Source organism: Sphingomicrobium astaxanthinifaciens (genome assembly GCF_022865105.1).
In the GTDB taxonomy this organism is placed as follows: Bacteria; Pseudomonadota; Alphaproteobacteria; order Sphingomonadales; family Sphingomonadaceae; genus Sphingomicrobium; species Sphingomicrobium astaxanthinifaciens.
The window spans coordinates 754,519-769,298 of sequence record NZ_JAKNYM010000001.1 but is presented as its reverse complement, the minus strand read 5'-3'; the positions used below and the strand labels follow the sequence as shown (position 1 = coordinate 769,298).

Here is a 14,780-nt window from a genome sequence, read left to right as displayed (position 1 = left end):
CTCCGACGCCGACGGCGACAGCGTCGTCGCCGCAGACGGGGCGTTCGAGATCACCGTCGACGACGATACGCCGGTGGGCTTCACCCCCGACGCGATCGCCGCGCTCGACGGCGACACCGCGCCGATCACCGCCGACCTCAACCTCCAGATGGGGGCGGACGGGCTGCGCTCGGTCGACGGGCTGGTGTTCGACATCGTCGACAACACCATCGCCACCGACAAGGACGGCAATATCCTGCGCGTCGGCGATGATCCGATCTACCTGTCGGGCGACGGCACCAACCAGATCGTCGGGTCGACCGCCCCCGACGGCGGGGGCACGATCGCCTTCACCGTCACGCTCAACAGCGACGGGACCTATACCTTCGACGTCGAGGCGCTGATCAGCAACGGCACCGCCACCAGCTTCACCGACCTCACCTCGACCAAGGCGGGCAACGTGAGCTACGCGGCGATCGGGGCCAACAACTCGTCCAACAACGACGGCAATATCGATGTCATCGTGTCTGCGGTGAACGAGAGCGGCGGGGCCGCGACGGTCAACACCAACGTCGACCAGATCGGCGCCGACTCGCAGTCGATCGAGGCGGGTTACGTGGTCCGTTTCGACCTCGTCGAGAACGCGACCTCCCCGGGCAGCCCGCCGAGCGGGTTCGACTTCACCAGCTACGAGGGCACCGACCGGTTCGAGCAGGAGATCCCGCAGGTCAACGGCAACCCGAACAGCACCATCGCGATCCGCGTCGGGGCGCTGTACGAGAAAGTGCAGGACCAGACCTTCTCCTACGACCTCGACAATCTCGCCGATGCGAACGAGGTGATCCGCCCGATCACGTCGGTCACGATCTACGACTTTGCCAAGGCGGGCAATTCGAAGGTCTTCGTCGCCGAATTTACGGTCAGCGATCCGGGCAACGACACCCCGGTGAGCGTCAACGGCGGCCAGTATTTCGTCACCTTCCACGATGACGGGACGGTCACCATCAGCGGGCTCGGGGCGCGCGACGAATATGCGATCGAGACCGCCGAGAACTTCAACTCGGTGGTGGTCGAGGCCGATGCCGGCAACACGACAAGCTTCGACCTCGGCATCTTCACCCTCGGTCGCGAGAGCGCGGGGATCCCGATCGACCAGGACTTCGACGTGATCGCCACCGATGCCGACGGCGACAGCGTCACCGGCACGATCGAGACCACCATCGTCCAGCAGTTCGCGGGCAACCAGGTCGGCACCAACGGCGATGACGTCCTGGTCGGGAACGGCGACGGCGACTCGATCGCGGGCAATGCCGGCAACGACACCATCAGCGGCCTTGCCGGCGACGACTTCCTCTACGGGGGTGCCGGTAACGACATCATCTCGGGCGGCAGCGGCAACGACGTGATCCGCGGCGGCAACGGCGATGACACGGTCACCGGCGGGACGGGCGACGACACCTTCATCATGTCGAACAGCTCGGTCACCGACGGCAGCGCCGATGCGATCACCGATTATAACAACACGAGCGAGAGCGACGTCATCGACCTCAGCCTGCTGCTCAACGTCGCGGGCGGCACCGACCTCTACGCCGAGGGCTATGTCCGCTATCTCGACGACGGCACGCTGCAGGTCGACGTCGATGGCGGCGGCAACGACTGGGTGACCGTGGCGACGGTGGAATCGAGCCCGGGGGTCCACCCCGCCTCGGTCGATGTCGTGGTCGACAGCCAGGGGGGCAGCCCGGTCAACATCGTGGCCGAACCCGCGCCGCTGTCGCTGTCGCTGAGCGCCGCGCTCAACGCGCCGACGCTGACCCTCGCCGACAATGACCAGGCGGGCGAGACCTCCAAGTCGCTGATGATGGGCTCGGCGGTCGCGATCGGCTTCGGGCTCGCGGCGATGGGCCCGAGCGTCACCGTCGGTGCCGCCGCCCGGTCCGACCAGCCGGACGACGGCGCGATCATGGCGCCGCGGATCGACAGCATGATGGTGCGCGACAACGCCGCGCCGAGCCTCGAGGCGGCAAACGGCCCGCAGGTCGAGAGCAAGGTGGCGATCACCGCCGAGCCGAGCGGCACGGTGGCGGGGACCGACTGGGATATCGGCACGCTCGAAGGCCCGCAGGACGCGGCCACGGCGAGCGCCCCGATGGTCGCCGACAAGGCGCCGCTCCCGACCCCCGACGTCGCCGCTACCTTCGAGGGCGCCGACCTCGTGATGCCCGGCGGCGATGCGCTGGCGGTGCTCGCGCTGGCGCACGGCAAGGGGGCGCCCGATCTCGCGGCGGTCCTCGGCGACGCGCTTGTCGGCGGCGAGGGCAGCGACCCGCTCGAGACCGCGCTGGCGGCGCTCGGGCAGGGCGAGACTGCGCTCGATCAACTGGCCCAGTTGCCGGCCAATGATGCTGTTTCGCTTTGGGACAGCATGAATTTTGGTGGATTTACCGCCGAAATTACCACAAATACGGATGCTGAAGCACTGATGCTTCAACCCGATGCGGGGCTGGCCAACGGCTAGTCCCGCCCGGGCGGGGCGCCCCGGACCGGCGCCCTGCATGCGATGACCAGAGAGGGGCAAGACATGAAGAAGCACTTGATCACCGTTGCATCGGTCACCATGGCCGCGATCCTCGGCAGCCCGGCGCAGGGTGCCGACCTGCGCGAGGCGATCGCCTATGCGTTGCAGACGAGCCCGGAAATCCGCCAGGCGGTGCACAATCGAGAAGCGACCATGTACGAGCGCAAGCAGGCCGAAGGGCTCTACTTTCCGCGCATCTCGGTCGAGGCTTCGGCGGGGATCCGCGAACTCAGGAACCCGACCCGCCGCTCGCTCGGCATCGCCGACGACACGCTCTACCCGCGCGACGTCGCGCTGACCGTCGACCAGCTGTTGTTCGACAGCGGCGCGCGCGAGGCCGAGATCCGCCACCAGGAGGCGCGCACCGATGCCGCCGCGGCCCGGATCGAGGAACGCTCCGAATTCATCGCGCTCAACATCAGCCGCGCCTATATCGACTATCTGCTCCAACAGCGGCTGGTCGCCATCGCGCAGGACAATGCGCTGTTCCACCAGGGGCTGGTCGACGACCTCCAGGCGGGGGTCGACGCGGGCTCGATCTCGATCGCCGACCTGCAGCAGTCGCAGGAACGGCTCCAGTCGGCGCAGGCGCGGGTGGTCGAGGCGCAGGAGGAACTCGACCTCGCCGCGATCAGCTTCGAGCGGCTCGCGGGCATGCCGATCGGCAACGTGGCGATGCCGCCCGACCTGTCGAACGCGATGCCCGAGAGCCTCGGCGCCGCGATCGAGCTGGCGCGGATGGACAATCCGCTGGTCGAGGAAGCGGTTGCCGACTATGCCGCCGCGCGCGAACTGATCAAGAAGGCGAAGGGCGAGATGGGCCCGCGCTTCAATCTCGAGGGCCGCGCGCGCTACGGCGAGGATATCGACGGGTTCGACGGGATCACCGAGGATTACCAGGCGCGCGGGGTGGTGCGCTGGGACGTCTTCACCGGCGGCACCAACGCCTATAACGTGCGCGAACAGCAGTCGCGCGCCGACGAGGTCCACGCCCGCCTGTTCGAAAAGCAGCGCGATGCCGAGGAACTGGCGCGCGCGGCCTGGTCGCGGCTCGCCAACCAGGGACGGCTGGCCGAGGAGCTTGCCGAGCAGAGCCGGATCACCGACGAACTGCTGCTGTCCTATCGCGAACAGTTCAACGTGGGTCGGCGCTCGCTGCTCGACGTGCTCGACGCGCAGAACACGCGCTACAACGTGCAGGCGCAGCTCGAGACCGCGCAGCTGGCGCAGCTCTACGCCCAGTATCGCGTGCTCGCCGCCGTCAACCGCCTCGTCGAGGCGATGGGGGTCGACATGGCGCGCCCGGCCTACCAGGCCGATCGTGACCTCTACTGGACCAACACGGTTCCCGCGTCGGATCGCGCCGAGGACAGCTTGCGCTACCCGGTGATGGGACCGCCGGTCGCCGAAGAATAGACATGAATGGGACGGGGTATGAGTTTTGCGGCATGGCTAACCGATGAGCAGTCCCACGCGCTCGACCCCGTCCTAGACTGTCTTGCCCATGTCGCCCGGATGGGCGACCGCCCGAGTTCGCCGGTCCTGCTTCGCGCGGGGCTGGCGCTCGACGAACAGGGGCTGCTGCCCTTCCACCAGATCGAACCCGCGCTCGAGCAGGCCGGGATGCGCGGCACCCCGGTCGAGCATCGCGCGCTGCGCCGGTGGCGCGCCGAGGCGCTGCCCGCGATCCTCGAGCTGGCCGGGGGGCGCGCCGCGGTGCTGCTCGAGCTCGAGGGGAGCCAAGCGCTCGTTTACGCCCCGGGGATCGAGGAGCCGCTGTGGATCGAGCGCGGCGAACTGGCCGCGGCGATGACCGGGCGCGCGGTCGAGGTCGAACCCGACCCGACCCGCGAGCGGGAGGGCGAACGCCCGTGGGACAAGGCGAGCAAGCGCCACTGGTTCTGGTCCGAGGTGTGGAAGGCGCGCAAGGATTTCCGCCCGGTGCTGCTGGCGGCGATGGTGATCAATCTGCTCGCGCTCGCGGTGCCGCTGTTCACCATGAACGTCTACGACCGGGTCATCCCCAACGAGGCCGTCTCGTCGCTGTGGGTGCTCGCCGCCGGGGTCGGGCTCGCGCTCGGGTTCGACTATGCGCTCCGGCTCGCCCGCTCGCGGCTGGTCGACGAGATCGGCCGCAAGCTCGACGCACGCTATTCGCAGCGCATCTTCGAGAAGGTCATGAACCTGCCGCTGGCCGAGCGGAAGGGCTCGACCGGCGCCTTCGCCCGCCGGGTCTCCGAATATGAGCAGGTGCGCGACTTCTTCGCCTCGACCAGCGTCGTGCTGCTCGTCGACATCGCCTTCATGGGGATCTTCCTGGTCTTCATCGCGCTGCTCGCGGGCTGGCTCGTGTTCGTGCCGATCACGCTGATCGCGCTCATGCTCGTCGTCGGGCTGTCGCTGCAAAAGGCGATGGGCCGGACCGCGCTCGATGCGCAGGCCGACGCCTCGCTCCAGCACAGCGTGCTGGTCGAGGCGATCGGCGGCGCCGAGACGCTCAAGGCGGCGCGCGCCGAAGGGCAGATGCTCGGGCGCTGGCGCCGGTTCGCCACCATGTCGGCGACCACGCAGGAGCGGATGCGCCGCCTCACCGCGATCGCCACCAACCTCGCCGCGGTGACCCAGCAGGCGATGAGCGTCGCGCTGATCATCGGCGGCTTCTACCTGTTCCACGCGGGCGACATCACGATGGGGGCGATCATCGCGATCGTCATGATCGCGGGCCGCGCGATGGCCCCCGTCGGGCAGTTCGCGCTCCTTATGACCCGCGCCAAGCAGGCGGCCGCGACGCTCGACAGCCTGCAGGAAATGATGGAGGCGCCCGACGAGCGCGCCGCCGCGAGCCGCTCGATCGTGCCCGAGGTGCGCGAAGGGGTGGTGGCGATGGACCGCCTCTCGTTCCGCTACCCGGGCGCCGCGGTCGACAGCCTGTCCGAGGTCTCGCTGCGGATCGAACCGGGCGAGCGGATCGGCATCATCGGCCGCGTGGCGAGCGGCAAGTCGACCTTCGGGCGGGTGCTGTGCGGGCTCTATCCGCCCAGCGAGGGGGTGATGAGCGTCGACGGGCTCGACAGCCGCCAGTTCCACCCGCACCAGCTGCGCGAGGCCTTCCGCTATGTCGGGCAGGATGCCGAGCTGTTCTCGGGCACGGTGCGCGACAACCTCCTTCTCGGCGCGGCGCGCGCGAGCGACGAGCAGCTGATCGACGCGGTGCGCCGCGCAGGCGCCGACCTGTTCCTCGCGCAGGGCGCGGCGGGGTTCGACCTCGCGGTGGGCGAGCGCGGCGGGGCGCTGTCGGGCGGGCAGCGCTCGCTGCTGGTGCTCGCGCGCGCGTTGGTGTCCGACTGCAAGCTGCTCTACCTCGACGAGCCGACCGGCGCGATGGACACGCAGACCGAGCGCTATTTCATCGCCAAGCTCAAGGATGCGCTGCGCCCCGAGCAGACGCTGCTCGTCTCGACCCACCGCCACCAGATGCTCTCACTCGTCGACCGGCTGCTGGTCATCGACCAGGGGCGGATCATCGCCGATGGCGCGCGCGACGAGGTGCTCGCCAGCCTCGGGGCGGCCGCCGAAAAGGCGGGCGCGCCGACGGACGGGAAGGGCGCCGCGTGAGCGCGCTCAACGCCTCTGCGCGCGTCCGCGTCGCGTTCGCGCTGCTGGCGCTGCTCGCGCTGACGATCGGCATCGCGTTCCTCCTGCCGCTCGGCGCGACTGCGCCTGCGAGCACGACCGCCCGCGCGCAAGTCGTCGCGCCGCTGCCCGCCCCCGAAGCGGTGATCGAGGCGGCGACGGGTGCGGCGGTCACCGACCTGCGCGCGCTCGGCCAGAGCGCCGAGGTGATCAACGCCGCGATGCCCTTTGCCGCCGGTCCCAAGCCGGTCGCGGCCAGCTTCGCCACGATCGCGCCGGGCTCGCTGTCCTACGAGCGCGCACACCTGTGCCTCACGCAGGCGGTCTATTACGAAGCCGGCTTCGAGCCGCTCGCGGGGCGGCGCGCGGTCGCGCAGGTGGTGCTCAACCGGGTGCGCCACCCGGCCTTCCCGGCGAGCGTGTGCGGGGTCGTCTACGAGGGGGCCAAGGCCCCCGTCTGCCAGTTCAGCTTCACCTGCGACGGCGCGCTCGACCGCCGACCCGCGGCGGGGGCCTGGGCCGCGGCCGAGGCGGTCGCCGCCGAGGCGCTCGCGGGGCGGGTCGAGCCCAGCGTCGGGATGGCGACCCATTATCACGCCCATTATGTCGCGCCGCGCTGGGCGCCGATGCTCGACAAGGTGGCCAAGCTGGGGGCGCACATCTTCTACCGCTGGCCGGGGGGCTGGGGACGCCCCGCCGCGTTCCGCGACGCCTATCGCGGCGAGCCGGTCTCGATCGCCTCGCTGCGCCGTCGCGCGCCCCCCGCCGGCAGTGCAGCCGAGAGCGCGCTGGCCGAGCGCGCCCCGCCCGCGCCCAAGCCCTTCCCGACGCGCGAGGAGGATCCGACCATCCGCCGCGCCGCCAACGACGTCGGCGGGCTCGTCGACGTCACCAAGGGCTGGCGTCCGAGCCTGCCCGACCCGGTGCGCCGCGCGGACTTGGGGGCGAGCGCGCGCGTCGCGCACAACCAGACCGCGCGCGCGCTGGCGCCCGCAACGACCAGCGAGGGGCAGCCCTGATGAACGCCTTTTCCTTCATCGACCGCGATCGCGCCGCCGCCGGCCCGCCACGCAGCGCCGCGCGGACCACCATCCTGCTCATCGCCGGGGCCTTTGCCGCCTTCCTCCTGTGGGCGGGCCTCATTGCCGAGGTCGACGAGGTCACGCGCGGGCCGGGGCAGGTCATCCCCTCCTCGAAGGTGCAGCTGATCCAGGCCTCCGAGCCCGCGATCGTGGAGGAGCTGCTGGTACGCTCGGGCGAGCGGGTCGAGGCGGGGCAGTTGCTGGCGCGGCTCGACGATACGCAGAGCGCCAGCGCGCTCGGCGAGATCGCCGCCGAGACGCGCAGCCTCGAAGCGCGCGAGGCCCGGCTGCGCGCCGAGGGCACCGGCGCCGCGCTCGGCTGCGAGGGGGCCGACTGCCAGATCGAGAGCGAGGTCATCCGCGCGCGGCGTTCGGCGCTGAACAGCCGCGTCGCCGCGCTCAACGCGCAGGCGCGGCAGGCGCAGGCCGACGCGCAGGAAGCCAGCGCCACCATCTCGAGCCTGACCTCGAGCCTGCGGCTGGCTCGCGAGAATGTCGGGCGGCTCGAACCGCTCGCGGCGCGCGGGATCGTGCCCCAGACCGACCTTGCCGACGCGCGCCGCGAGGTGATCGATCTCGAGGGGCGCATCGCCGCCGCGCGCGAACAGCGCAGCCGCGCGCAGGCGGCGGTCGCCGAGGCCAATGCACAGGCCGCCGAAGCGCGCGCCGATTTCCGGCAGCAGGCGCTCGACGAGCGCAGCCAGGTCGCGAGCCGGATCGCGGTCAATCGCGAGAGCCTGCGCGGCGCCGAGGGGCGGCTCGCGCGGACCGAGCTGCGATCGCCTGTCGACGGGGTCGTCAACAACCTCGCGGTGACGACCATCGGCGGCTTCGTCCAGGCCGGCGAGAGCGTGATGGAAGTGGTGCCGGTCGGCGACAAGCTGCTCGTCGAGACCCGCGTCAAGCCGTCGGACATCGCCTTCGTCGCGGTCGGCGACAAGGCGCTGGTGACGGTCACCGCCTACGACTTCTCGATCTACGGGGGGCTCGACGGCAAGGTGGTCGAGATCAGCGCCGACAGCATCTACGACGAGGTCGAACGCGAGGCCTATTTCAACGTCATCGTCGAGACCGAGCAGGCCTATCTCGAAAGCGGGGCGACGCAATTGCCGATCACCCCGGGGATGATGACCGACACGCAGATCATCACCGGGCGCAAGAGCGTGCTCGCCTACCTGCTCAAGCCGTTCAACAAGGCGCGCTCCGAGGCGCTGCGCGAACGCTAGCGCCTAGTTGGCGGCGACCGCCGCGACCCGGACCGGGTGGAAGCGCGGCGCCGGGGCAGGCGCGCGCTGGTAGCCGTGGACCCACGCCTTGCCCGCCGAATAGCTGAACACCGGCTTGTAGTCGCGCACCGCGTCCGAATCGAGGACCCGGTCGGTGCCGTTGTCGAGCACGAGGAAGCGGTCCTCGTGGCGCACGACCAGCACCGCGTGGTCGGCGCGGCGGACGAGGTCCTTGAGCACGACGAGATAGAGGTCCTCGTCGGCAACCCCCGCGGCGCGCAGCATCTGCATCTTGGCGATCGCATAATCCTCGCAATCGCCCCGACGCGACCCGAGCGTCTCCGCCGCCGCGTTCCAGCGGTCGGCCGCCCCGTGCTGGCGCGCATCGTCGGTGAAGCTGACCTGCGCATTGACGAAGGCGTTGATGCCGTGGATCGCCGCGAGGCGATCCGCCGCGGCGTAGCGGCGGGCGACGGCGTGGGCGGCGCCGAGGTCGCGGCGGGCGAACACGCGGGCGAACTGCTCGTCGAACGCGGTGGTTGAGACCGCGAGCGCGGTCGACCCGAAGACGTCGGGGCGGTCGGCATGGGCGGGGCGAAGCCGCGGCGCGACGCGGTGGGCGGGGCGCAACCCGCCGAGCGTCGGCGTCGACGCCGCCAGCGCGGCGGCGGCCAGCACGGGCAGCCCCGCCTGCTGGCTGCGGATCGCGGCGAGCGCGGTAGGGGCACCGAGGCTAGCGCCGGCCTGCGTCGCGCTCGGCGCGGCGAGCACCAGCCGCGGCGGCGGCGCGTTGCGGTCCACGCTCATGCTCGCGGCCAGCGCGGGGCTGGCGCCGAGGAGCGCGGCGAGCGCGGGAAGCAGGAAGCGGGGGGCACGGTTGATCATGCCGCCCAACCTGCCGGGGCAAGGCGAATATCTGGCTAAACGTTAAGGTTAAGAACGCGGTAAGCTTGGGATTATGTGTCCAGTTCGGCGAGGAAATCCTCCACCAGCGCGTTGAACTCGCCGGGGCGCTCGGCATTGGCGAGGTGCCCCGCGCCCGCGATGTCGGCGCGGCGGGCGGTGGGGAGGAGCGCGGCCAGCGCATCGGACAAAGCGGGCGGGGTGACCGCATCCTCGCTCCCGCACAGGACCAGCGCGGGGTGGGGGATCCGCGGCGCCGCCTCGCGCAGGTCGGCGCACCAGACCGCGCGCGCGCCGAGCCGGTAGGCGGCGGGGTCGATCGCGGCCATCGTCTCGATGACCTCCTCGCGCAGCCCGGGCGGGGGGTCGCTGCCGAGCAGGTGGTCGACCCGCGCCGCGGCGAGCGCGGCCATGCCGATCGTCGAGGCTGCCTCGACCGAGCGGTCGTAGATCGCCGTCCCGTCGGGATGGCGCGCGAAACTGTCGGCGATGACCAGGCCGGCCACCCGTGCGGGCGCGTGGCGGGCCATCTCGAGCGCGATGATCCCGCCGAGCGACAGCCCGCAGACATGCGCGCGCTCGATCTCGAGCCGGTCGAGCAGGTCGACCATCGCCTCGGCATAGTCGGTACGCGTCGCATCGGCCACGAAGGCGCTGTCGCCATAGCCCGGATAGTCGGCGGCGATCGCCCCGCGGCGCGGCCCGAAATGCGCTAGCTGCGGCGCCCAGACGCGCTTGTCGGACCCCACCCCGTGCAGGAACAGGACCGGCAGGCGGGCGCCGTTCAGCGACCCGCCGGTGATCGCGCCAATGCGTTGCGACATCGTCTTCCCCCTCGCTGGTCCGCGCAGCATGGGCATCACGCCAGTGCTTGTCACCCCGCGCCGAGGACCTAGGGTCGGTTCATGACCCAAATGACCGTCAATGGCCAGCCGATGGCCTTTTCGCTCGATCCGGCCACCCCGCTGCTCGAGGCGCTGCGCGAGGCCGCCAACCTGACCGGGACCAAGCGCGGGTGCGACGACGGCGGCTGCCACGCCTGCACCGTGCTCGTCGACGGGGTGGCGGTGCGCGCCTGCGCGCTGAGCATCGCGCGCGCCGAGGGGGCGGTGGTGACCACGATCGAGGGGCTGCCGCCGAGCCACCCGCTGTTCGCGGCGTGGCGCGCCGAACAGCCCAGCATGTGCGGCTTTTGCGATCCCGGCTTCCTCGTCGCGCTCGCCGGGCTGTTGCAGGTGAACACGGCGCCCAGCGAGGAGGAACTGGCGATGCTCCCCAACCGGTGCGCCTGCGGCGCGGGGCCGCGGATCCTGCGCGCGGCGAGGGCCGCCGCCGCGGCGCTGCGCGCGGCCGCGACGCCCGATGAAGCCCGCCCTACGAGCGCGTTCAGCTTAGGGTCACGCGTTAGCGCGGATACGGAAATGGAAAGTAACCGTAACGACTGAGAGGAGCGTCCCATGCGCACCGCTTTGACCTTGACGATCGCCATGGTGCTCGCAGTGCCGACCGCCGCGCAGGCGAGCGGCACGGGTGCCCATGGCGCCGCCGCGCTCGGCGCCGGCACCGAGGCGCAACCCGAACTGAGCCGCGAGGACCGCCGCGAGGCCCGCCAGAAGATGCAGCGGGCCCAGCGCGAACGCCGCCAGGAAGCGCGCCGCGAGGCGCGATCGGAACCCCGCGCGGCAACGCGCGAGGACATCGGCCGCCGTCCCGGCGCGCGCCAGCACAACGAACGGCGCTTCGACAACGAGCGTGCCAACCGGGCGCTCGAGCGCGCGGCGCGACGGGTCGAGCGGGCCGAGACGCGCGAACGCGCCGCCGACCGCCGGCTCGAGCGCGCGCAGCGGGTCGAGCGCCGCACCGACCGCCGCGCCGAGGAGGGGCGCCGCGCCGATCGCCGGGCCGAGCGCCGCGCCGATCGCCGGGCCGAGCGCCGCGCCGATCGCAACCTCGACCGTGCCCGCGCGGCCGAACGCCGCAGCGATCGCAACCTCGATCGCGCGCAGCGGATCGAGCGGCGCCTCGACGACCGGCTCGACCGCGTCGACAACCGCAGCGCGCATTCGCGCGAGCGCTATCGTGATGGCCAGGACCGCTATCGTGACGGGCGCGAGCGCCGCGCGCGCGAGGCGCGGCGCGATGCCGATCGCTATGTCCGCTACGACGGGCGCGACTATCGCCGCTGGCACCGCCACCACTGGCGCGGCGACCGCCGCTACGACTGGCGCCGCTATCGCGATCGCAACCGCTCGACCTTCCGGCTCGGCTTCTATTACGACCCGTTCGGCTGGCGCTATCACCGCTATGCGGTCGGCTACCGGCTGCGCCCCGCTTTCTATGCGAGCCGCTACTGGATCAGCGATCCGTGGCGCTACCGCCTGCCCCCCGTCTACGGGCCCTATCGCTGGGTGCGCTATTATGACGATGCGCTGCTCGTCGACATCTACTCGGGCGAAGTGGTCGACGTGATCTACGACTTCTTCTGGTAGCGCGTCAGTCACGCACCGGTCGTCACCGCAAGGAGGGCGCCCTCGTCGCACGGGGGCGCCCTTGGCGTGCCGGGGGCGGGGGAACGCGACTCGCCGGCCATGCTTTGGTGGGGCAAAGCAAGGAGGATTTTCCCATGGCCGATGTGAACAGCAACCCCGCGCAGGGCAACAACGGCGGTCCCTCGATCGCCTCGACCGGACCGCAGGACCAGGTCAACCGCCCCGACAGCCAGAAGGGGGACGCCGCCAACCCGATCGGGGCCTACGACCATGCCGAGAAGGCGCGCGGCGCGCCCGACGTCGAGCAGTCGGGCGGCCGGCAGCCGAGCGACCCGGTGCAACGCGCCGACGAAGAGGAATAGCGCCGCCGACACGGCGCGCGATCATCGGGCCCGCTCGACCGAGCGGGCCCTTTTTCATGCCGCGGCGGCGAGCGCCTCGGCGATGAGCTTGCGGGTCTCCGCGATCCCGTAGAGCGCGATGAAGCTCCCCATCCGCGGCCCCTGCGGCGAACCGAGCAGCGTCTCGTAGAGCGCCTGGAACCAGTGGCGCAGGCTCTCGAAGGGGAAGGCCTTGCCGACCTCGAAGACGATGTTCTGGATGTCCTCGGCGGGGGTGCCCGGATCGAGCGCGGCGAGCTGCTCGTCGAGCTTGCGCAGCGCGTCGACCTCGTGACCGACGGGCGCGCGGCGCTGCAGCCCCGGCACGACGAAGTCGCGGGCATAGTTGACCGCGAGGCCGATGAGACGGTCGAGTTCGGGATCGCTCTCGGGGGTGGCGCCGGGGGCGTAGCGGTTGACGAATTTCCACGCCACCGCCTTGTCCTGCAGCCCGGGCAGGCTGACGAGGTTGAGGAGCAGCCCGTAGGTCAGCGGCAGCGCCTTGTCGGGCACCGCGCCATTGTGGATGTGGTGCACCGGGTTGCCCAGCTTCTTGTCGAGCGGCTGTTCGGGGTAATTGCCGCGGAACTGCCAATATTCGTCGACCGCGCGCGGGACCAGCCCGAGGTGGAGGTTCTTCGCCTTGCGCGGCTCGCGGTAGATGTAGAAGGCGAGGCTCTCCTCGCTGCCGTAGGTCAGCCAGTCCTCGATCGACAGCCCGTTGCCCTTCGACTTGGAGATCTTCTCGCCCTTCTCGTCGAGGAACATCTCGTAGATGAGCCCCTCGGGCTTGCGGCCACCGAGCACCTTGGCGATGCGCCCCGACTGGACGCCGCTGTCGGTGAGGTCCTTGCCGTACATCTCGTAATCGACCCCGAGCGCGACCCAGCGCATCGCCCAGTCGACCTTCCACTGGCACTTGGACCGGCCGCCCAGCGCCGACTGCTCGACGCGGCTGCCGTCCTCGTCGGTGAAGGCGATCATGCCGCTGTCGGCATCGAGGATCTCGACCGGCACCTGCAGCACGCGGCCCGTCGCCGGCGAGATGGGAAGGATGGGCGAATAGGTGGCGCGGCGCTCCTCGCGCAGCGTCGGCAGCATGATGTCGAGGATCGCCTGGTTGCGCCGGAGCACGGTGCGCAGCGCCTCGTCGAAGGCGCCCGAATTATATTTGTCGCTCGCGGCGGCGAATTCGTAGTCGAAGCCATATCGGTCGAGGAAGCGCTGCAACAGCGCGTTGTTGTGCGCGGCGAAGCTGTCATGCTCGCTGTCGAACGGATTGGGGATGCGGCTGAGCGGCTTGCCCAGATTGTCGGCGAGCAGCTCGGGATTGGGGACGTTATCGGGGACCTTCCTCAGCCCGTCCATGTCGTCGGAAAAGGCGATCAGCCGGGTCTTCCCGTCCTCGGGCCGCCAGCCCATCAGCGCCTCGAAGGCGCGGCGCACCATGGTGGTGCGCAGCACCTCGGTGAAGGTGCCGATATGCGGCAGCCCCGAGGGGCCGTAGCCGGTCTCGAACACCACCGGGCGCCCGGGGTCGCCGTCGGCGAAGCGTTTGGCGAGGCGCTTGGCTTCCTCGAAGGGCCAGGCCTTGGAATTGCGGGCGGCGGCGGCAAGCGTCTGGGGATCGGTCATGGCTGAGGCGGTTATCGCCATTTGTGCGTCGCATCAACCACTTGGGGAACCGTACGCCGCGACGCGCGTCTCCTGATCTCCAATGGAGAAAGGTTCGGACGATGAACAGTTCGATGGTCTATTTCCTCGGTTTCCTCCTCGTGATCGCCGGGCTCGCCTATGGGGCCATCATGCTGGGGGTCCCCTCGCTGTGGGTCGGCATCGGCGCGCTGGTGCTGGTCGGCATCGCGCTGATGAGCACGGTGACCAACACCAAGCGCCCGAGCGCGGCCGACGGCGAGGTCACCCGCACCACCACCACGGTGACCGAGGAAGCCTAGTCGCGCCCGAGGATGGTCGCCGCCTGCGGCTTGTGGGCGGCGATCTCCTCCTCGCTCAGCCCGCAGATCTCGTGCGGGAAGACGAGCCAGTCGTCGCATTCGTGGACATAGAAGTCGGGCACCAGCGCGGTCTGGTTGCGCCGCGGCTTGTAATAGACCGTCGCGATCCGCGTCTCGCGCGGCATGTTGTGGCGGCACCGCGCCTTCAGTTCGGCGAGGAAGGCCTCGATCGAGCGACCGCTGTCGAACACGTCGTCGATTACCAGCAGGCGGTGCTCGGGGTCGAGGTTGTCAATGAGATAGCCCAGCGCGAAGACGCGCACCTCGCGGTCCTGCTGGTCGATCCCCGAATAAGACGAGGTGCGGATCGCGATATGGTCGACCTCGTGCCCGTGGAAGGCGAGCAGTTCCTGCACCGCGATCCCGACCGGGGCGCCGCCGCGCCAGATCCCCACGAGGTGGGTCGGGCGAAAGTCGCTGTCGAGGATCGCGCGCGCCAGCTTGAAGCTGTCGGCGAGCAGCTGGTCGGCGTTGATCCAGATCTTGTCGGTCATG

General features: G+C 70.5%; 13 protein-coding genes. 9 read left to right on the top strand and 4 right to left on the bottom strand.

Features of this window, described 5'->3' with window-relative positions; all coding sequences use genetic code 11:
* From L8951_RS03785 to L8951_RS03765, 5 genes are all read left to right on the top strand, one after another.
* Window positions 1-2,497 (top strand): type I secretion C-terminal target domain-containing protein (locus tag L8951_RS03785; RefSeq protein WP_244381659.1); only part of this gene is annotated, 2,497 nt, incomplete at its 5' end.
* A 63-nt stretch (window positions 2,498-2,560) separates the two neighbouring features.
* Window positions 2,561-3,973 carry a TolC family protein gene (locus tag L8951_RS03780; RefSeq protein ID WP_244381658.1) on the top strand — a complete coding sequence of 471 codons (1,413 nt, stop codon included), beginning with the start codon at window positions 2,561-2,563 and terminating at the stop codon, window positions 3,971-3,973.
* 18 nt (window positions 3,974-3,991) lie between these two features.
* Window positions 3,992-6,172 carry a type I secretion system permease/ATPase gene (locus tag L8951_RS03775; protein WP_244381657.1) on the top strand — a complete coding sequence of 727 codons (2,181 nt, stop codon included), beginning with the start codon at window positions 3,992-3,994 and terminating at the stop codon, window positions 6,170-6,172.
* On the top strand, window positions 6,169-7,209 hold the full coding sequence (locus L8951_RS03770) for a cell wall hydrolase (RefSeq protein ID WP_244381656.1): 1,041 nt from the start codon (window positions 6,169-6,171) through the stop codon (window positions 7,207-7,209). Before L8951_RS03775 ends, L8951_RS03770 begins: the two co-directional genes overlap by 4 nt.
* Window positions 7,209-8,498, top strand: a complete 1,290-nt coding sequence (locus tag L8951_RS03765) for an HlyD family type I secretion periplasmic adaptor subunit (RefSeq protein WP_244381655.1) — start codon at window positions 7,209-7,211, stop codon at window positions 8,496-8,498. The genes L8951_RS03770 and L8951_RS03765 overlap by 1 nt, the downstream gene beginning before the upstream one ends.
* Window positions 8,499-8,501: 3 nt before the next feature.
* Here the strand turns inward: L8951_RS03765 and L8951_RS03760 are convergent, their stop codons facing one another.
* Together L8951_RS03760 and L8951_RS03755 are read right to left on the bottom strand one after the other, a co-directional pair.
* Window positions 8,502-9,383, bottom strand: coding sequence for a transglutaminase-like cysteine peptidase (locus tag L8951_RS03760; protein ID WP_244381654.1), 882 nt, complete (start codon window positions 9,381-9,383; stop codon window positions 8,502-8,504).
* A 71-nt stretch (window positions 9,384-9,454) separates the two neighbouring features.
* Complete coding sequence (locus L8951_RS03755; RefSeq protein WP_244381653.1) at window positions 9,455-10,225, bottom strand: alpha/beta fold hydrolase; 771 nt, start codon at window positions 10,223-10,225, stop codon at window positions 9,455-9,457.
* An 81-nt stretch (window positions 10,226-10,306) separates the two neighbouring features.
* Between L8951_RS03755 and L8951_RS03750 the strand changes: the two genes are divergently transcribed.
* From L8951_RS03750 to L8951_RS03740, 3 genes are all read left to right on the top strand, one after another.
* Window positions 10,307-10,846 carry a (2Fe-2S)-binding protein gene (locus L8951_RS03750; protein ID WP_244381652.1) on the top strand — a complete coding sequence of 180 codons (540 nt, stop codon included), beginning with the start codon at window positions 10,307-10,309 and terminating at the stop codon, window positions 10,844-10,846.
* 12 nt (window positions 10,847-10,858) lie between these two features.
* Window positions 10,859-11,890 (top strand): RcnB family protein, encoded by a 1,032-nt coding sequence (locus L8951_RS03745; protein WP_244381651.1) that lies wholly within the window; start codon window positions 10,859-10,861, stop codon window positions 11,888-11,890.
* 134 nt (window positions 11,891-12,024) lie between these two features.
* Entirely contained in the window at window positions 12,025-12,252 is a 228-nt protein-coding gene (locus L8951_RS03740) for a hypothetical protein (protein WP_244381650.1), read from the top strand.
* A 54-nt stretch (window positions 12,253-12,306) separates the two neighbouring features.
* Here L8951_RS03740 and L8951_RS03735 read toward each other — a convergent pair whose 3' ends face one another.
* Window positions 12,307-13,905 (bottom strand): lysine--tRNA ligase, encoded by a 1,599-nt coding sequence (locus tag L8951_RS03735; protein ID WP_244381649.1) that lies wholly within the window; start codon window positions 13,903-13,905, stop codon window positions 12,307-12,309.
* A 101-nt stretch (window positions 13,906-14,006) separates the two neighbouring features.
* Here L8951_RS03735 and L8951_RS03730 point away from each other — a divergent pair, with 101 nt between their 5' ends.
* Complete coding sequence (locus tag L8951_RS03730; protein WP_244381648.1) at window positions 14,007-14,225, top strand: hypothetical protein; 219 nt, start codon at window positions 14,007-14,009, stop codon at window positions 14,223-14,225.
* On the opposite strand, the gene L8951_RS03725 is transcribed toward L8951_RS03730, so the two are convergent.
* Complete coding sequence (locus tag L8951_RS03725) at window positions 14,222-14,779, bottom strand: phosphoribosyltransferase (protein WP_244381647.1); 558 nt, start codon at window positions 14,777-14,779, stop codon at window positions 14,222-14,224. The two genes, L8951_RS03730 and L8951_RS03725, sit on opposite strands and share 4 nt — an antisense overlap.
* Window position 14,780: the final 1 nt, after the last annotated feature.